A 17,737-nucleotide genomic window follows, 5' to 3' on the forward strand; every position below is an offset into this window, starting at 1 on the left:
CGCCGATGACCGCCAGCAGCCAACCCCGCATCACCGTCGAACGCCATGACCACGTCCTGCTGCTCGGCTTGAACCGGGTGGAAAAGCGCAACGCCTTCGACCTGGACATGCTCACCCAGCTGGTTCTGGCGTTCGGCGAATACGAGCGCGACGACGATCTGCGCTGCGCCCTGGTATACGCCCATGGCGACCATTTCACCGCGGGGCTGGACCTGGCCAATTTCGGCGAGACCTTCCGCACCGGCTGGAGCATGCCCGAAGGCTCCGCTGATCCGTGGGGCACTTTCGGCGGCCGGCGCCTGACCAAGCCTTTGCTGGTTGCGGCACAAGGCTACTGTTTCACCCTGGGCATCGAGCTGATGCTCGCCGCCGACATCAACCTGTGCGCCAGCAACGCGCGTTTCGCCCAACTCGAAGTGCAACGCGGCATCTTCCCGTTCGGCGGCGCGACCTTGCGCATGCATCAGGTCGCGGGCTGGGGCAACGCCATGCGCTGGCTGCTCACTGGCGACCCCTTCGATGCCCACGAGGCCTACCGCATCGGCCTGGTTCAGGAAGTCACTGCGCCGGAGGAGTTGATGCCGCGTGCCCTGTGGCTTGCACAGCGAGTGGCCGCCCAGGCGCCGCTGGGCATTCGCGCCACCCTCGCGTCGGCGCGCGGCAGCCTTGATGAAGGCGAGGAAGCGGCGGCGCGACTGCTGCCGGCCATGGCCAGCGAATTGCTCTCCACCGATGACGCAAAGGAGGGTTTGAACGCCATGCTGGAACGTCGCGAAGGCCGATTCCAGGGCAAATGAGTGCGCCTGAAAAACCCAAACCGGAACCATCGTGCGAAAAGCGCTATATCCAAGGTATTAAAAATGCCTGGCAAGTCGCCATAATCCTTTAGTTTTTACTTGATAATCAACGGCTTGCCAGCCACAAAACGACTATATACAAGTTCCAATTTCGCGCCTGGAAACAAACCTCTAGAACTGACTCCAGAGCAGCTCAGCGACTCGCCGGATACCGACCGGACAGCCCGCTGACTGACGTTCTCATGGAGGAACTTCTCATGTCAGGCCCGATCCGTGTTTTCGCGCTTTCCCTTCTCGTCGTCGCCCTGTCGCTGCAAGGTTGCAGCAGCAAAGGCGGCAGCAGCCATCACTCTTCCGGCAGCAGCTCGGAACAACCCGCGGACAGCGGTTCCGGCGGCGATGGTTCCGGTGGCTCCGGCGGCACAGGCGGTACCGACGGCACTGGTGGTACTGGAGGAACCGGTGGCACCGACGGCACCGGAGGAACTGGCGGTACCGGCGGTACGGGCGGTACGGGCGGTACGGGCGGTACGGGCGGTGGCGGCACGGACGGCGGCGGCGGCGGTACTGATGGCGGCGGCACCACTACTCCGCCGGCCAGCACCACCGGCAATATCCTGACCAACACCGGCGAAGCGGTCTCCAATGTCGGCGACACCGTCAGCACCGTAGGGGCGGTAGTGAAAACCGTCGACCTGCCGGTCCTGGGCAACGGCGTCACGCAGAATGCCGGCAACCTGGTCCAGGAAGTCGGCGCCGGGGTGGACAGCGTCGGCACCGGCGTCACCAATGGCCTCGGCCAACTGGGCAACAACCCCAACGCCGTGGGCACTACCGTGGCAGGCGTAACCGGCCTGGTGAGCCATACCGGCGGCGCCGTAAGCAGCCTGGGCGACACCGTGGCGGCCATCGGCGATGCACCGGTGCTGGCCAACACTCCGCTCAATGGCCTGACCGGCCAGGTGGGCGGCCTGGTGGATGGTGTCGGCGGCAAGATCACCATGCTCGGCGACTCCCTCAGCGGTGCGGTCACCACCGGGCCGCTGAGCCAACTGACCACCCAGCTCAGCGGCACCACCGCCGGCCTGGTCGGCAACATCGAAGGAACCACTCGCGGCGTGGGCGCCGCCACCGGACTGGGAACGCCGGTGAACAACCTGTTGACCACCGTCGGCGGCGTTGTGACCCAGACAGGCAACCAGGTCGCCAGCCAGAATCCGGCGCTGGCCCCGGTCGGCGGAATCGTCAGCAATGCGGGTCAGGCAGTCAGTGCCGCCGGCGGCCTGGTCAACGGCAGCAACCCGGGCGGCGGTCTGCTCGGCGGTGTAACCGGCTCCCTGGGTGGCGCTACCGGTGGCAGTAATCCGGTGGGTGGCCTGGTCGGCGGCGTGACCGGCGCAGTCGGCGGCATCACTGGCTCCCTCGGCGGCGCTGCTGGCGGCAGCAATCCAGTGGGTGGCCTGGTCAGCGGTGTGACCGGTGCAGTCGGCGGTATCACCGGCTCCCTCGGTGGCGCTGCCGGCGGCAGCAATCCGGTGGGTGGCCTGGTCAGCGGCGTGACCGGCGCAGTCGGCGGCATCACCGGCTCCCTCGGCGGCGCTGCCGGTGGCAGCAATCCGGTGGGTGGCCTGGTCAACGGCGTGGCTGGCACCCTCGGCGGCGTGACCAGCGGCCTGACCGGTGGCGGCGGCCTGGTCGCCGGGGCAGGCGTGGGCATCGGCAGCAACGCCCAGGGTTCGGGTGTGGCAGTCGCCGCCGGTGCCGGTACGACTGGCGGTACCAGCGGCCAGGGAGGCCTGCTGGGCAACACGCTGGGCGCCGTGGGTGGCGCGCTGGGAGGTGTGACCGGTGGACTGGGCGGTGGATTGGCGATCGGTACGCCCAAGCAATAATCCGAATTACGCCCATACTGTAGTAACCAGGAGCCGCCCACGGCTCCTGGTCTTTTAATAAGAAGATCGGTCTCATGGAGGAGCCAGATGCGCCGACTCGCCGTCCTTCCCCTGTTGTTGGCTGCACCCTTCGCCTGGGCCGAGCGCCCGATCCAGCTTCCCGGCTCCGATATCGAACAGACCCTCCCCCGCCCCAACCTTCCCGATGGCGAACTTCGCCCCAAGGCTCCCAAGGTCACCACTCCACAGCCCGCAGCAAGCCAACCGGTACAGATTCTCCAGCAACACGTGCGCATCAAGCGCATTGAACTGGCCGGCGGCAAGCACTACCCGGTCGCGACCTGGAAGCCACTGCTGGAACCGCTGACCAGACGCACCATCCAGGTCAGCGAACTGGTGGCGGCAGCCAAGGCCATCACCCAGCGTTATCAGGACGATGGTTACTTCATTTCCTTCGCCTATGTACCGAACCAGGACTTCAGCGGTGGCGTTGCGCGCATCGTTCTGGTCGAAGGCCACATCGCCCAGGTCCGCAGCAATGGCGATCTTGGCGTGCACCAGGCGCGGGTGGATCGCTGGATCGACCGGCTCAAGTCCGAGAAACCGCTGACCCGCGAAAGTTTCGAGCGCTTCAGCGTGCTGATGAGCCGGGTGCCCGGCCTGCAGATGGCCATGGCGCTCAACCCGCCCACCACCAGCGATGGCGGCGCCGTGCTGGAGCTGGCCGGCAAGCAGAAGCGCTTCGACACCGGCATGAACCTCGACTCACGGCGCAACCAGCAGCGCGGCATCTTCAACGCCGAGGTGATGTCGATGCTCGGCTGGGGCGAGCAACTGCAGTACAGCTACCTGTATCCGCCGGGCGACGACCACGAGTACTACCGCGCCTGGAACTACAGCCAACTGCTGGGGGACAACGGTGTTCAGCTGCAGGCCGGCTACTCCAAGTACAACTCGCGCCCGGGCGACAACCTGCGCCTGGCGAACGGCCTGGAGTTCGAGCGGCACCGGCAGAACGAGCGCGTCAGCGCCGGCCTCGGCCTGCCGCTGATGCTGCGTCGCGACCTCACCTGGGACGTCACCCTGCGCGGCTATACGGTGAACGACTCCAGCCGATACGACCTGGTGTATCCGGATATCCCCTACCGCATCGAGCAGAAGAGCAAGCTGCGGGTGGTCGGCGTCGAAACCGTCGTCCAGCAGTTCGCCGAGAAGCGCGTGCGCGCCGGCAGCATGGCGGTCTACCAGGGACTCAGCGGCATGGGCGCAGAAACGCCGGAACCGGTGAAAAAGGACTTCACCCGCCTGCTCGGCTACGGAGCGCAACAGGACCAGTTCGGCTCCAACTGGCAGGGCGTGGTGACCGCCGCATTCCAGTGGAGCGATGACGTGCTGCCAGACTCCGAGCAGGTCACCTACGGCGGCGCCAACTTCGGCCGCGGCTACCCCGACGACCAGGCCACCGGCGACAAGGGTTGGGGCGCTTCCTACGAGGTGAATTATTCCTTCCTGCGGCAAAGCGCGCTGCTCAGCCAGATCCAGCCCTACGTGGTCGCCGATACCGCCCGCACCCACTACAACCAGGACGGACTGACGGAAGCCAAGCTCGGCTCGGCGGCACTCGGTGTTCGCTTCTCCAACCGCAAGCACTACCTGGTATCGATGGAAGTGGCCAAGCCCTTCGGCGACCGCGCCCTGGACAACAACGAACGCAGCCCGCGGCTGAACTTCGCCTTCAGCTACCAGTTCCCCTGACGCCGACTACATCGAGTCACTGCGCCGGACGCAGTGACTCGATGTAGGTGCGCAGCGAATAGCCCAGCTTGGGTTCGAGCTGGCCAACGCGTTTTTTCAGGCCGCGCAGGTTCAGCTCCTGATCCAGTTCGGCCGGCACGAAGACGATCACATTGCCCTCCGGCACCGGGCACTCCCAGTAATGCCGGTTGAAGCGCCCGCGCAGCAGCGCGGCCCCCAGTGGCCGGCCATCGTCGGTGCTCCACTGGTTGATCACCAGCCAACCGCCCGGCCGCAGCCGCTCGCGGCAAGCGCCGAGGAAATCCCAGCCGATGTGCGCCGGCGCGGGGCCGGTGTCGGTATACAGATCGAGAAAGATCAGGTCCGCCGGCTCGCACTCGGCCAGTTCCTGCACGGCATCGCCGATGCGCAGGTTCAAGCGCTCGTCAGCCACCAGCCCGAGATGCTCGCGGGCCAGGCGCGGGATGGACGGGCGCAGCTCGATGGCTTCCACATCATCCAGTGGCAGGTACTTCAGGCAGGCCTGGGTCAGACTACCGGCGCCGAAGCCGAGAAACAGCGCGCGGCGCGGGCGCGGATGGCACAGCGCACCGACCAGCATGGCGCGCGAGTAGTCGTACTCCAGCCAGCTCGGGTCACTCACCAGCACGCAGCTCTGCTCGACCTCGTCGCCGAACTCCAGGTAACGGAACGCACCGCTCTCGACGACGCGGATCACGCCGAAGTCATCGCGCTCCTCGACGATCAGCAACTCTTCGCTCAACAGTTCCTCGCTCATCACTGGCTCCGGGAGGAAACAGCCATGGCAATGCGGCTCGCCGGAGACGGCGAACGGCACGGATTGCCATTGAAATACAGGGGCTCGCGCACGCAATAATCCTTCGAATCAAGACGGCCACCCGCGACCGCCAGGTCGGCAAAGCCGCAAGAATAACAGCCCAAGAGGCACAACCGAGCATGCGCCAGCGTAGCGCCCTTCGCGAGTCCGCCAACCGTCACTGTCTTTCGTCGGTATTCCTGCGTCAGCGCACACCTGTGCGCTGCGCGCGCGGCTGATCGCCCACCAGTGTTCCCCAGGACAAGGACGTCCCTTCTTTTCCAGCGCAAACCGCCACGGCGACCTCGCGCGGGGCAAATGCCGAGCTGATACCATGGGCGGATACCGTCCACAGCCGTGAAGACCCGCCGATGAGCCTGCCCTGGAGCCCCGATAGCTGGAGAAGCAAGCCGATCCAGCAACAGCCCGCCTACCCCGACGCCAACCGCGTGAGCGAAGTCGAGCGCACCCTCGCCAGCTTCCCGCCGCTGGTGTTCGCCGGCGAGGCGCGCGAGCTGCGTCGGCAGTTCGCCGAGGTCACTGCCGGCCGCGCCTTCCTGCTGCAAGGCGGCGACTGCGCCGAGAGCTTCGCCGAGTTTTCCGCGGCAAAGATCCGCGACACCTTCAAGGTCCTGCTGCAGATGGCCGTGGTAATGACCTTTGCCGCCGGCTGCCCGGTGGTGAAAGTCGGGCGCATGGCCGGGCAGTTCGCCAAGCCACGCTCCGCCACTGATGAAACCATCGACGGGATGACCCTGCCGGCCTACCGCGGCGATATCGTCAACGGCATCGGCTTCGACGAAAAGAGCCGCGTGCCGGACCCGGAACGCCTGCTGCAGGCGTACCACCAGTCCACCGCCTCGCTGAACCTGCTGCGCGCGTTTGCCGGCGGCGGCTTCGCCGACCTGCACCAGGTGCACCAGTGGAACCTGGACTTCATCGCCAACTCGGCGCTGTCCGAGCGCTACCAGCAACTGGCCGCGCGCATCGATGAAACCCTCGCCTTCATGCGCGCCTGCGGCCTGGATAGCGCGCCGCAACTGCGCGAGACCAGTTTCTTCACTGCCCACGAAGCACTGTTGCTGAACTACGAAGAAGCTTTCATTCGCCGCGACAGTCTCACCGGCGGCTGGTACGACTGCTCGGCGCACATGCTGTGGATCGGCGATCGCACTCGCCAACTCGACGGCGCCCACGTGGAAATGCTCCGCGGCGTCGGCAACCCCATCGGTGTGAAAGTCGGCCCGAGCATGGACAGCGAAGAGCTGATCCGCCTGATCGACATCCTCAACCCGGATAACGATCCCGGCCGCCTCAACCTCATCGTGCGCATGGGTGCAGACAAGGTCGGCGACGGCCTGCCACGACTGATCCGTACCGTGCAACGCGAGGGCAAGCAGGTGCTGTGGAGTTCCGACCCCATGCACGGCAACACCATCAAGGCCTCCAGCGGCTACAAGACCCGCGATTTCGCGCGCATCCTCGCCGAGGTCCGGCAGTTCTTCGAAGTGCACCAGGCAGAAGGCAGCTACGCCGGCGGCATCCACATCGAAATGACCGGGCAGAACGTCACCGAATGCATCGGCGGTGCGCGCCCGATCACCGAGGACGGCCTGAGCGACCGCTACCACACCCACTGCGACCCGCGCCTGAATGCGGACCAGTCGCTGGAGCTGGCCTTCCTGATCGCTGAAACCCTGAAGCAGGTCCGTCGCTGAACCTGACCAGCGTCTCAGCGATCGCCAGAACCCCCTTCGCATAATTGACGATGCCGGGGCGCCTACCTAGAGTGGCGCCCCGCGCGGCAACCGCCACGCCATGGAAACCGTCAACCAAGGAAGATTCCGATGCAACTGCACCGCTCCCTGCTCGCCCTGCTGATCGGCGCCAGCGCCGCCCTTTCCGGCTGCCAGAACATGAACACCGACAGCCTCGTGCAGTCCGGCATGATGGCCATGAAAGCCGCTACCCTGAGCGACGCCGAGATCAAGCAGGTCGCCGACGAAGCCTGCGCCAAGCAGGACGCCGAAGCGCAGATCGCCCCGGCCTCCAGCCCCTACGTCCAGCGCCTGGACAAGATCGCCGCCGCCCTGGGCAACCCGCTTGCCGGCACCGCGGTCAACTACAAGGTCTACCTCACCGACGACATCAATGCCTTCGCCATGGCCAACGGCTGCGTGCGCGTCTACTCGGGCCTGATGGACCTGATGAACGACAACGAAGTGGAAGGCGTGCTCGGTCACGAAATCGGCCACGTTGCCCTCGGCCACGTGAAGAAGGCCACCCAGACCGCCTACGCAACCGCCGCAGCCCGTGGTGCCGCCGCGGCCTCGGGCAATGCCACTGTCGCCGCCCTGTCGCAATCGCAACTGGGTGAAATCGGTGAGGCACTGGTCAACGCGCAGTTTTCCCAATCCCAGGAGTCGGCCGCCGATGACTACTCCTTCGACCTGCTGAAAAAGCGCAATATCCCGCTTGAGGGCCTGGCCACCGCCTTCGACAAGCTGGCCAAGCTCAGCGGCGGCAAGGAGAGCAGCATGTTCGATTCGCACCCCGGCTCGCAGCAGCGCGCGGACCACATCCGCAAACGCATCGCCAGCGGCAAGTGATCCCGGACGGGCCTCTACGCAGGCCCGTTCTTTTTCAGGCCCGCGCCAGCAACACTTGCAGTCGCTCGCCGGACGGCCGCCGGCAATTCACCGCCACTCGCTCCAGCCCCAGCCAGTTCGCCATCTCGCCCAACTGCTGCGCCAAGGCGGCATGCCCCTCCTCGCCCAGGCCTTTTTCCTCTTCGTGGACGGCATGCACCACCAGCTTGCCTGCTGCACGATCTGAACGCAGGTCGACCCGCGCAGCCAGGCGCTCGTCGAACAGGAATGGCAGCACGTAGTAGCCATACACGCGCTTGTGTTGCGGCGTGTAGATCTCCAGGCGATAGCGGAAGTCGAACAGCCGCTCTGTGCGAGCGCGCTCCCAGACCAGCGAATCGAAAGGTGACAGCAGGGCACTGGCGCGTACCTTGCGCGGAATAACCGAGTCCGCCAGGCAATACGCCGGTGCCTGCCAGCCCTGGACCTGCACCGGCAACAAGTCACCCGCCTCGACCACTTCGGCCAGCCTTGCCTTGCTGTCGGCGGGGTCCAGGCGGAAGTAGTCGCGCAGATCCTTCTCGGTGGCCACGCCCAGCGCCTGCGCCGAATGCAGCAGCAATTGTCGCTGCGCTTCGGCCTCGTCCGGCTCCGGCTGCCGCAGCAGGTCGGACGGCAGCACACGCTCCGGCAAGTCGTACAGACGCTCGAAGCCGCGCCGCCCGGCGACCGTCACCTCGCCCGCGGCGAACAACCATTCCAGCGCGTGCTTTTCATCGCTCCAGTCCCACCAGGGGCCGGCGCGTTCTTCACGGGTGGTCAGGCTGCCGGCGCCCAGCGCGCCCTGCTCGCGAACGGCATCGAGCACCCGCTGCAGCACCGCCTGCCGCTCACGCCCGAAGCGCGCCAGTTGCTGGTAGATGCCGCGCCCTTCGGCTGCGCGGCGCATGCGCCAGCGCATCAGCGGATACAGTTGCAGTGGCAGCAGCGAGGCTTCGTGCCCCCAGTATTCGAACAGACGACGATGCCGCCCGCCGCTCCAGGCCGCTTCTTCCAGCAGCGTCGGCGAGTAGTTGCCCAGGCGCGAGAACAGCGGCAGGTAATGCGAGCGCACCAGCGCGTTCACCGAGTCGATCTGCAGCACGCCCAGGCGCTCCAGCAGGCTGCGCACATGCCGGCGCTGCACCTCCCCGCCGGGCTTGCGCAGGGTGAAGCCCTGGGCGGCCAAAGCCAGTCTGCGGGCCTGCTTGAGGGACAGGGATTCGACGCTCGGCATCATGAGCTCCAGGTCTGGGCGAGCCCTAGAGCCTAACGCCATTCGCAGCGCCTGGCTGCATCAGACGGATTCACCAAGCCGTTCGGGCATCGGGAAGGGGCGTGCAAAGGTGAAGACATCCGCCGAGGGGCCCTCCAGCCGCAGGCGCTCCAGGCGCTCGCGGGCCATGGACACGTCCGGCAACTCGCCGTCAGGCAGCCACCAGAGCGCCAGGCTGGGCGTACTCAGGCGCTCCATCCAGTCACGCTTGCTGCGCAGCACCTGCAGGTGCTCGCCGCTGTAGACGTACTCCTTCAACGCCTCGACGGACTCCCAGACGGACAGGTTGACGATGATCAGCGGGTCATCGAAGACGCGAATGGACGTGGCATCGCCCTCCTCCGTCTGTAGACGCCAGACGAAACCGGGGCTGCGCTCGGCGAGGGCGTTGATGTGATCGAGCTGGTCGACGAAGCCCTTCATCAGGGGCTGATCCAGTGGTGCGCGGGCCTTGGCGATGTTGACCTGAGCGAGGTGGTAATGGGTGGACATGGGCTTCCTTGTCATGACGCTGATCAGACTTGCAGGAGCGGGCGACACGGTGAGGATCCGTGCCGCCCGGCGGGTTCAACGGCGAACCGAACTCAACGACGAACATAGTCGGCCCAGAACGGACGCTCGACTTCCTGCTGGATATCGGCGCGGCTCAGGCCGATGTCCTTGAGCGCTTCATCGCTCATGGTCGCCAGCTCACGGCGCTGGCGGGCCAGTTCGTGCCAATGCAGGACACGTTGCACGGCGCGCTTCCACAGCGGTGCGGCCGCAACTTTGTGGACATGGTAGGACGCTGCTACGAAACCGAGTTGACCTTTCATCTTGCTTCCTCCCTGTGGGGTTGGATGCAGTTTCCTGCTCGCGCTAAGATCAATCCAACGAATCATTCTTATGCGATCCATCTCGGAGATTGATGAATGAGCAGCTTCCCCAGTATCGACAGCGAACTGTTGCGCACCTTCGTCGCCATCGCCGACCACGGCGGCTTCACACGCGCGGCCGAGATGGTCAACCGCACCCAGTCGGCGGTGAGCATGCAGATGAAACGCCTGGAGGAAGACGTGCTGGAACGCAGTCTGTTCGAGCGCGACGGCCGCCAGGTGCGCCTGACGCCGGAGGGGCAGATATTGCTGGGCTATGCGCGGCGCATCCTGCGTTTGCAGGGCGAGGTGTTCAATACCTTCCGCCAGCCGCACATGGTCGGCTCGGTGAAGATCGGCACGCCGGACGACTATGTGATGCGCTTCCTGCCCAGCATCCTCTCGCGCTTCGCCGAGGCCTACCCGCTGGTACAGGTGGAAGTGCACTGCGATTCGTCCGCGCAATTGCTGATGCGCAACGACCTCGACTTGTCCATCGTCACCCGCGAGCCGGGTACCGAGATCGGCCAGTTGCTGCGCCAGGAAGACTTCGTCTGGATGGCCGCCGAGAGCTTCTGCCCGCAGGACCAGCGCCCGCTGCCGCTGGCGATGTTCAACACGGCCTGCTTCTGCCGCGCCTGGGCCTGCAACGCGCTGGAGGCAATGGAAGTGGATTACCGTATCGCCTACAGCAGCCCGAGCCTCTCCGCCCTGTTTGCCGTGGCCAACGCCGGGCTGGCGGTGACCGCACAACTGCGCAGCCTGCTCACTGGCAACCTGCGCATCATCGGCGAGGATGAAGGACTGCCGGTACTGCCCAACGCCAGCATCGTGCTGCTGCGCGGGCAGAAGATGACGCCGGTGACCGACAAGCTGGCGGAGTACATCGTCGAAGGCTTCAAATCCTGAGCCCTAGCGCACCGCCAACAGCACCGCACAGACGATCAGGAAAGCGCTGAAGGCCATCCGCAACTGACGCTCGGGTAGCGCGTGCGCCAGGCGCACCCCCGAGGAAATGCTCACCAGGCCGCCCAGTGCCAGCGCGCTGCCCATGCGCCAGTCCACATGGCCATGCACTGCGTAGGTGGCCAGCGCCACACCGGTACTGGGCGCCGCCAGCGCCAGCGCAAGGCCCTGGGCGATCACCTGGGTCAGGCCGAACACCGAGGTCAGCACGGGCGTCGCCAGTACGCCTCCGCCAACACCGAACAAGCCACCCAGGGAACCAGCTCCCAGCCCCAGCACGCCCATCCACGGCAGCCCATAGCGCGGCGTGCTGCCACCCTGCGGCACACGCTGGAACAGGCGCACCAGCAGATACAGCGCCAGCAGCACCAGGAAGACCACGAAAGCCGTGCGCATGCTGCGGGCATCGAGGTTCACCGCGATGCTCGAGGCAAAGAACGCGCAGACCAGGCCGGTCAGCGCGAGCACGCCGGCCTGGGCAAAGTCGATGCGATTGCGCTGGTGATAACGCCAGATCGCCAGCAACACGTTCGGCACCACCATCACCAGCGCAGTGCCCTGCGCCAGCTGCTGATCCAGCCCGAACAGCACACCCAGCGCCGGAATCGCCAGCAGGCCACCACCGATCCCGAACAGCCCTCCCAGGCTGCCCAGCACGATGCCGAGCAGAAAGTCCACGACCAGATCCCACATGACGCACCTCCACAACAGTGCGCCCATGCTAGAAAACCCCGGCTGGATGGGAAACGCAAAGCGCAGCACAATGGCTGTGCTCTTTTCGCAAAAACAGCCAATAGCCAGCCAGCCCATGAACCCTTCCAGCCTCGAAGATCAGCTCGACCTCTACCTGGACGTCCTCGACCTCGGCAGCTTCTCCGCGGCCGCCCGCCTGCGCCAGCTCACCCCATCCGCCGTGGCCCGGCGCATGGATGCACTGGAGCAGGGGTTGGGCTCGATCCTGCTGGTACGCAGCACCCACAACGTGCGGGCCACACCGGCCGGCCTGGCCTTCGCCGAGCGGGCACGGCGGATAGCCGGCGAACTGCGCCAGGCTCGAGCTGAAGCGGTGTCACTGAGTACGGCGCCGGAAGGCCTGATCCGCATTGACGCTCCCGTCCCTTTCGGTCGCCGCCACCTTGCGCCGGCGCTGGCCGACTTCCTCACCGCCAACCCAGGCCTGGACGTGCAACTGCGGCTGATCGACAGCTTCACCGATACCCGCGGGGAAAACCTGGGTCAGGTCGACCTGGTGCTGCGCATCGGCACGCTGCCCGACAGCCGCCTGGTGGCTACCCGCCTGGCGCCCATGCGGCGGATCGTCTGCGCCAGCGCGGCCTACGTGCAGCAGCACGGCTGCCCCGTCTCGCCACTGGAGCTACCGGAGCACATCGGTCTCGACTGGGAAGGCCTCGCGCCGCCGCTGGCCTGGCGCTTCCTCATCGACGGCAAACTGCAGCACCTGCGGCCGCGACGCTTGCGCATGACCGCCAACAACGCCGAAACACTGGTGGAAGGGGCGCTGCAGGGTATCGGACTGGCCCACCTGCCCACCTGGCTGTGCAGCGAGTACCTGATCAGCGGCCAACTGCTGCCCCTGTTCTGCGAGACAGGCCTTCCCGAGCCGGAGCCCGGAGTCATCCATGCATTGCGCCTGGAGCGCGGCACTCACCCGCGCAGCGAACGCTTGCTGGCCTTTCTCCTGCAGCGCTTCGGCTTCCCACCGCCCTGGGATGCGGCACTGGAGGAAGCGCTGTTCAGCAATTAACCATCGCGCTAAATTAAGGCGCAATCACTTCCCCGCTTCGAGCGCCCCGCCAGGAGCACGCCATGACCCAGCCAGACCCGACCTGCGAAGCCCTCAAGCTGGATAACCAGCTGTGCTTCGCCCTCTACTCCACGTCCCTGCAGATGACCAAGGTGTACAAGCCGCTGCTGCAGCAGTTGGGCCTCACCTACCCGCAGTACATCGCCATGCTGGTGCTGTGGGAGGAAGACGGCATCACCGTGGGCGAGATCAGCTCGCGCATGCTCACCGACCCCGGCTCGCTCACGCCGCTGCTCAAGCGGCTCGAAGCCGAAGGCCTGATCACCCGCACCCGCAGCCAGGCAGACGAGCGCGTCGTGCAGTTGCGCCTGACCGACAAGGGCCGGGAACTGCGCCGACAGGCAGAGCGCATTCCGGCCTGCATCCTGGCCAGCAGCGGTCTAACGTTGGACAGTCTGAAGCGACTCCAGGAGGAGCTCGTGGACCTGCGCGGGCATCTGCAGGCCCCGTAAATCGGGGCTTATGCCCAAGCTGCAGGTCGCTTAGTCAGAAATCTTCCAATAATTATCTTGCGCACTAAATTAAATAGAACTAACTTTCATCTTACGAACTGCTTAGCGCACAAGATATTAAGCAGCAAGACATTCTCAACCAGACTTACCTGACAGCGAACCGGAGACCACCATGCAAACCATCAAAGCCCTCTACACCGCCACCGCTACCGCCACCGGAGGCCGCGACGGCCGTGCCGTTTCCTCGGACGGCATCCTCGACGTGAAACTGACCACCCCGCGTGAACTGGGCGGCGCCGGTGGCGAAGCCACCAACCCGGAACAACTGTTCGCCGCCGGCTACTCGGCCTGCTTCATCGGCGCCATCAAGTTCGTCGCCAGCCAGAGCAAGAAGCAGATCCCGGCAGACGCCTCGATTACCGGCAAGGTCGGCATTGGCCAGATTCCCGGCGGCTTCGGCCTGGAAGTGGAGCTGAACATCAATCTGCCGGGCCTGGATCAGGCCGAGGCCGAGGACCTGGTCGCCAAGGCCCACCAGGTCTGCCCCTACTCCAATGCCACCCGCGGCAACATCGAGGTGCGCCTGAACGTCAGCGTCTGACTCCAGCGCCGACAAATCAGAACGGCAGAAACGAAAAAGCCCGGCATCAGCCGGGCTTTTCTGTATCTCGAATCAGGCTCAGGCCTTGACGCGGGACTTGTACTCGCCAGTGCGGGTATCGATTTCGATCGAGTCGCCGATTTCGCAGAAGGCGGAAACCTGGACTTCAGCACCGTTCTTCAGGCGAGCGGTCTTCATCACCTTGCCGGAGGTGTCACCACGGACAGCCGGCTCGGTGTAGACGATTTCGCGAACGATGGTGGTCGGCAGTTCAACGGAGATGACTTTCTCGTTGTAGAAGACTGCTTCGCAGACGTCGGTCATGCCGTCTTCGATGAAGGTCAGCACGCCTTCCAGATCGCCTTTCTCGATCTCGTACTGGTTGAACTCGGTGTCCATGAAGACATACAGCGGGTCCGCGAAGTAGGAGTAGGTCACTTCCTTGCGATCGAGGATGATCGGCTCCAGCTTGTCGTCGGCCTTGAACACGGTCTCGGTGCCGGCACCGGTCAGCAGGTTCTTCAGCTTCATCTTGACGACCGCGGAGTTACGGCCGGACTTGTTGAACTCGGCCTTCTGGATGACCCAGGGGGCGCCATTGATGTTGGCAACCTGGCCAGCGCGGAACTCTTGTGCGGTTTTCATACGATTATCCGATTGGATTGGAGACAAAAATCAGGGGCCATATCATAGCCAATTTGTATAAAAACGCACCAGCCCCGCGGCAAGATCGGTTTGTTCGCTCAGGCGCCGCTGCCAATCGCCAATCCACGCCGACCACTCCGGCAGCCGCTTTTCAAGGTTTTGCCAGGCATCGCCGGCATCACCGCAACCGTTCCAGGCCAACCAGAACTCCCGCAGATCCGACCGCAGCGCCTCGTCCATCCCTGCGCCGAACAGAGCCAGGAAAGCCTCCAGCTTCTCCAGGTGAACATCGTCCTCCTGCTGATAGATATGCCAGACGAAAGGCCGCCCGGCCCATTGCGCGCGGACGAAGGAATCCTCGCCACGTACAGCGTTGACGTCGCAACTCCACAACAGCAGGTCATAGTCTTCCTGGCGAACGAACGGCAGCACCTGCACACGCAGCGCATCACGCAGGTACTGCTCCCCTGCCGCCAGGCGCTGTCCTGCCCAGCGCTCGACATCGGCAAGCACCCTGCCCTCGGGCACCAGCAACAAGGTCGCGGCGCCCCCCCTGGCCAGCGAGTCCAGCCAGCCACCCAGCGCGGCATTCTCATAGGCGAACAGCGAGATGCGCCGCTCACGGGCATGCGGCTGCACACCGAGGCTTTCCAGGAAACGCAGGCTGGCCGCCGGATCAGCCTGGAAGGCATCACGTCGCGCGAGCAGATCGGCTTCTCGCAGCAACCCACCGGTGGCGCTGGTGAAGCCGGGGAAATAGAAGTACTTCTGCAGTCCGCTGGCCTGCATCGACGGCAAGCCATGGCAGGACTCCACCCAACTCTCGGCGCTGAGGTACTCCAGATTCAGCCACAGGGTTGGCGTCTGGCGCCGACTCATCGCATCTATATAGGCAGCCGGCATTTCGCAGGCGAAGGCTTCGATCACCACATCCGCCGCCGCAGTGTCCTGCCAGGGCTTCACCCACAGGCGAACCTCCACGCCGGATTGCTGCTGCAGCGCAGCCGTGGCATCGGCTGCCGGGCAGATGCGTACGAAGGCCGCCAGATCGTCGACCCACAGCCGCACGTGCTGCCTGTGCTCACCTGCCAACTGACGGGCCAACCGCCAGGTGACGCCGATATCGCCATAGTTGTCGACTACGCTGCAGAAGATGTCCCAGCTGGCCATGCGCATTCCCACGGATCAGAAGGCGCCAGTGTACCCATGATCCGGGCCATGCTCCTTAAGCCGATGAATCCCTTGAGAAAAATTTTCAAAAAAGATTTGCCAAGGAGGAAACCTTTGAGTAAAGTGCGCGCCTCGACAGACACAGCGCTGTCGAGAAATCTGGTGAGGTGTCCGAGCGGTTGAAGGAGCACGCCTGGAAAGTGTGTATACGAGAAATCGTATCGAGGGTTCGAATCCCTCCCTCACCGCCAGATTCATGAAAAAGCCCGGCTAAGCAATTAGCCGGGCTTTTTCGTTTTGCACTTCACACTTTCTTCACCTGTTGCGCCCTAGTTGCAAGTTGTCAGTTGGACAAATGCACAACGGCGATTAAACAGTTGTTCGACCATTCTCGACAGTCATCTGACAGCCAGGTTCCGCAGACTGGAAACCAGCCCCAGCCCCCGCCTGACACCTGTTGGAAACACTCCTTTGCCAGATTGGACAGTTTTTGCCCAAATCAGCCTCGGACAACTGCGAAGAGCGACGTAACATGAAAAAAAAGTGCCGTACTTGCGCTTGGTCAGTTTACTTACTACAAGTAATGGGTACTATGTAGTCCGGCTAATTTCCCAGTCATGGGAGATTGCTTTTAATGGAAATGTCCACCTTAAGGGGAACACGATGAACAACGTTCTGAAATTCTCTGCTCTGGCTCTGGCTGCTGTTCTGGCCACCGGTTGCAGCAGCCACTCGAAAGAAACCGAAGCACGTCTGACCGCTACTGAAGACGCCGCTGCTCGCGCTCAAGCCCGTGCCGATGAAGCCTATCGCAAGGCTGACGAAGCTCTGGCCGCCGCTCAGAAAGCCCAGCAGACCGCTGACGAGGCTAACGAGCGCGCCCTGCGTATGCTGGACAAAGCCAGCCGCAAGTAATAGATCTTCGGATCTGTTCGAAAAACCGACCCTTCGGGGTCGGTTTTTTTATGCCCGCAAGAAAGTGACAGGCAAGAAAAAGCCCGCTCGCGGCGGGCTCTTTCGCTGGTGCAGAAGTTACTGCAGCGGCATCGCATCCTGGTCGACAGTCGCGGCCACCGGAGCGCCCTGCACTTGCGGCTGGGCGATGGCAACCGGCAGACCATCTTCGGCGGCAACCACTTCACGCACCACGTTCCAGTCCATCTGCATCTGGCTGGCGATGTCTTCGCGCTTGAGCAGGGCGTTGATCACCGCGGTGTGCTTGTCGACCACGGACGGATCACCGTTGTCATCGATCGGCGCGTGAGCCTCGAGATAGATCTTGCCTTCACTGCGACCGAACTTGTACGGCTCGTTGATGATGCGCACCTTGGTGCCTACCGGAATCATCGAGAACAGCTGGGTTACGTCCCAGTTGTACATGCGGAAGCAACCATGGCTGGTACGGGTACCGATACCGAACTTCTTGTTCGAACCATGGATCAGGTAGCCGTGGAAGCCCAGGCTCATCTTGTACGGGCCAAGCGGGTTGTCCGGGCCCGGCGGCACCACGGACGGCAGCGGGTCACCATCGGCGGCGTGCTCGGCACGGATTGACGCCGGCGGATACCAGGCCGGGTCCTTGGTCTTGGCGATCACACTGGTGCTGCCCACCGGCGAACCCCAGCCTTCACGACCGATGCCCAGGGCGTAGGTGTAAACGACGTTCTTGTCCTTGGGGAAGTAGTACAGGCGATACTCGGCGAGGTTGATCACCACGCCTTCACGCGGACCGGCCGGCAGCACGAAGCGGGTCGGAATGATGATCTCGGTGCCCACACCCGGCAGCCACGCATCCACGCCCGGGTTGGCGGCAATCATCTCGGAGTAGCCGAGGCCGTATTTCTCGCCGAGGTCGGCGAAGGTGTCTTCGTATTTGGCCTTGATCACCTGGACCTGGCCGACGATATCGTCACCCGGCGCCGGCAGCGGCAATTCAATGGCGGAAACGGGGCCGGCCGAGAGCAGCGCGGCGAGGGACAGCGAGCAGGCGGCAATGACGCGCGACAACATCCGAGGATCCTTGACGTGGGCAATGAGCAAAGGGTGATCAGTTTACCACC

General features: G+C 64.3%; 18 protein-coding genes and 1 tRNA gene. 11 read left to right on the plus strand and 8 right to left on the minus strand.

Features of this window, described 5'->3' with window-relative positions; genetic code table 11:
- Positions 1–5: 5 nt before the first annotated feature.
- From N5C91_RS18835 to N5C91_RS18845, 3 genes are all read left to right on the plus strand, one after another.
- Entirely contained in the window at positions 6–797 is a 792-nt protein-coding gene (locus N5C91_RS18835; RefSeq protein ID WP_279831170.1) for a crotonase/enoyl-CoA hydratase family protein, read from the plus strand.
- Positions 798–1,054: 257 nt separating this feature from the next.
- Complete coding sequence (locus N5C91_RS18840) at positions 1,055–2,689, plus strand: collagen-like triple helix repeat-containing protein (protein ID WP_279831171.1); 1,635 nt, start codon at positions 1,055–1,057, stop codon at positions 2,687–2,689.
- An 87-nt stretch (positions 2,690–2,776) separates the two neighbouring features.
- The gene (locus N5C91_RS18845; protein ID WP_279831172.1) at positions 2,777–4,444 is read left to right on the plus strand and encodes a POTRA domain-containing protein; all 1,668 of its coding nucleotides are present in this window, start codon (positions 2,777–2,779) and stop codon (positions 4,442–4,444) included.
- A 16-nt stretch (positions 4,445–4,460) separates the two neighbouring features.
- On the opposite strand, the gene N5C91_RS18850 is transcribed toward N5C91_RS18845, so the two are convergent.
- The gene (locus N5C91_RS18850; RefSeq protein WP_279831174.1) at positions 4,461–5,222 is read right to left on the minus strand and encodes a spermidine synthase; all 762 of its coding nucleotides are present in this window, start codon (positions 5,220–5,222) and stop codon (positions 4,461–4,463) included.
- Between the two features lie 410 nt (positions 5,223–5,632).
- Here N5C91_RS18850 and N5C91_RS18855 point away from each other — a divergent pair, with 410 nt between their 5' ends.
- Both N5C91_RS18855 and N5C91_RS18860 read left to right on the plus strand, forming a co-directional pair.
- The gene (locus N5C91_RS18855; RefSeq protein WP_236170807.1) at positions 5,633–6,979 is read left to right on the plus strand and encodes a 3-deoxy-7-phosphoheptulonate synthase class II; all 1,347 of its coding nucleotides are present in this window, start codon (positions 5,633–5,635) and stop codon (positions 6,977–6,979) included.
- A gap of 129 nt (positions 6,980–7,108) precedes the next feature.
- The gene (locus tag N5C91_RS18860; RefSeq protein ID WP_279831175.1) at positions 7,109–7,870 is read left to right on the plus strand and encodes a M48 family metalloprotease; all 762 of its coding nucleotides are present in this window, start codon (positions 7,109–7,111) and stop codon (positions 7,868–7,870) included.
- A gap of 34 nt (positions 7,871–7,904) precedes the next feature.
- Here the strand turns inward: N5C91_RS18860 and N5C91_RS18865 are convergent, their stop codons facing one another.
- The 3 genes from N5C91_RS18865 to N5C91_RS18875 all read right to left on the minus strand — a co-directional run bounded on the left by N5C91_RS18865 (position 7,905) and on the right by N5C91_RS18875 (position 9,979).
- Positions 7,905–9,125: a winged helix-turn-helix domain-containing protein gene (locus N5C91_RS18865; protein WP_279831176.1), complete on the minus strand. Its 1,221-nt coding sequence runs from the start codon at positions 9,123–9,125 to the stop codon at positions 7,905–7,907.
- Between the two features lie 60 nt (positions 9,126–9,185).
- Positions 9,186–9,656, minus strand: a complete 471-nt coding sequence (locus N5C91_RS18870) for a DUF3291 domain-containing protein (RefSeq protein ID WP_236198676.1) — start codon at positions 9,654–9,656, stop codon at positions 9,186–9,188.
- A gap of 92 nt (positions 9,657–9,748) precedes the next feature.
- On the minus strand, positions 9,749–9,979 hold the full coding sequence (locus N5C91_RS18875) for a DUF1127 domain-containing protein (protein ID WP_236198675.1): 231 nt from the start codon (positions 9,977–9,979) through the stop codon (positions 9,749–9,751).
- A gap of 96 nt (positions 9,980–10,075) precedes the next feature.
- Here N5C91_RS18875 and N5C91_RS18880 point away from each other — a divergent pair, with 96 nt between their 5' ends.
- On the plus strand, positions 10,076–10,927 hold the full coding sequence (locus N5C91_RS18880) for a LysR family transcriptional regulator (protein WP_024764539.1): 852 nt from the start codon (positions 10,076–10,078) through the stop codon (positions 10,925–10,927).
- A gap of 3 nt (positions 10,928–10,930) precedes the next feature.
- Here the strand turns inward: N5C91_RS18880 and N5C91_RS18885 are convergent, their stop codons facing one another.
- A complete protein-coding gene (locus N5C91_RS18885) occupies positions 10,931–11,677 on the minus strand; it encodes a sulfite exporter TauE/SafE family protein (protein ID WP_236170811.1) in 747 nt (248 codons plus the stop codon).
- A gap of 115 nt (positions 11,678–11,792) precedes the next feature.
- On the opposite strand from N5C91_RS18885, the gene N5C91_RS18890 reads away from it, so the two are divergent.
- From N5C91_RS18890 to N5C91_RS18900, 3 genes are all read left to right on the plus strand, one after another.
- On the plus strand, positions 11,793–12,749 hold the full coding sequence (locus tag N5C91_RS18890) for a LysR family transcriptional regulator (protein ID WP_279831180.1): 957 nt from the start codon (positions 11,793–11,795) through the stop codon (positions 12,747–12,749).
- A 62-nt stretch (positions 12,750–12,811) separates the two neighbouring features.
- The gene (locus N5C91_RS18895) at positions 12,812–13,261 is read left to right on the plus strand and encodes a MarR family transcriptional regulator (protein WP_279831182.1); all 450 of its coding nucleotides are present in this window, start codon (positions 12,812–12,814) and stop codon (positions 13,259–13,261) included.
- A 172-nt stretch (positions 13,262–13,433) separates the two neighbouring features.
- Positions 13,434–13,862, plus strand: coding sequence for an organic hydroperoxide resistance protein (locus tag N5C91_RS18900; protein ID WP_279831184.1), 429 nt, complete (start codon positions 13,434–13,436; stop codon positions 13,860–13,862).
- A gap of 78 nt (positions 13,863–13,940) precedes the next feature.
- Here N5C91_RS18900 and efp read toward each other — a convergent pair whose 3' ends face one another.
- Together efp and earP are read right to left on the minus strand one after the other, a co-directional pair.
- Entirely contained in the window at positions 13,941–14,507 is a 567-nt protein-coding gene (gene efp / locus N5C91_RS18905) for an elongation factor P (RefSeq protein ID WP_045211459.1), read from the minus strand.
- Between the two features lie 42 nt (positions 14,508–14,549).
- Positions 14,550–15,677 (minus strand): elongation factor P maturation arginine rhamnosyltransferase EarP, encoded by a 1,128-nt coding sequence (earP, locus tag N5C91_RS18910; protein ID WP_279831188.1) that lies wholly within the window; start codon positions 15,675–15,677, stop codon positions 14,550–14,552.
- A gap of 161 nt (positions 15,678–15,838) precedes the next feature.
- On the opposite strand from earP, the gene N5C91_RS18915 reads away from it, so the two are divergent.
- Both N5C91_RS18915 and oprI read left to right on the plus strand, forming a co-directional pair.
- Positions 15,839–15,928: transfer RNA gene (locus N5C91_RS18915), tRNA-Ser, on the plus strand.
- A 412-nt stretch (positions 15,929–16,340) separates the two neighbouring features.
- Positions 16,341–16,592: an outer membrane lipoprotei OprI gene (gene oprI / locus N5C91_RS18920; RefSeq protein WP_017517003.1), complete on the plus strand. Its 252-nt coding sequence runs from the start codon at positions 16,341–16,343 to the stop codon at positions 16,590–16,592.
- Positions 16,593–16,709: 117 nt separating this feature from the next.
- On the opposite strand, the gene N5C91_RS18925 is transcribed toward oprI, so the two are convergent.
- Positions 16,710–17,687: a L,D-transpeptidase family protein gene (locus N5C91_RS18925; protein WP_236170816.1), complete on the minus strand. Its 978-nt coding sequence runs from the start codon at positions 17,685–17,687 to the stop codon at positions 16,710–16,712.
- Between the last annotated feature and the right edge of the window lie 50 nt (positions 17,688–17,737).

The organism is Pseudomonas sp. GD03903, from assembly GCF_029840045.1.
GTDB classification, from domain to species: Bacteria; Pseudomonadota; Gammaproteobacteria; order Pseudomonadales; family Pseudomonadaceae; genus Pseudomonas; species Pseudomonas pseudonitroreducens.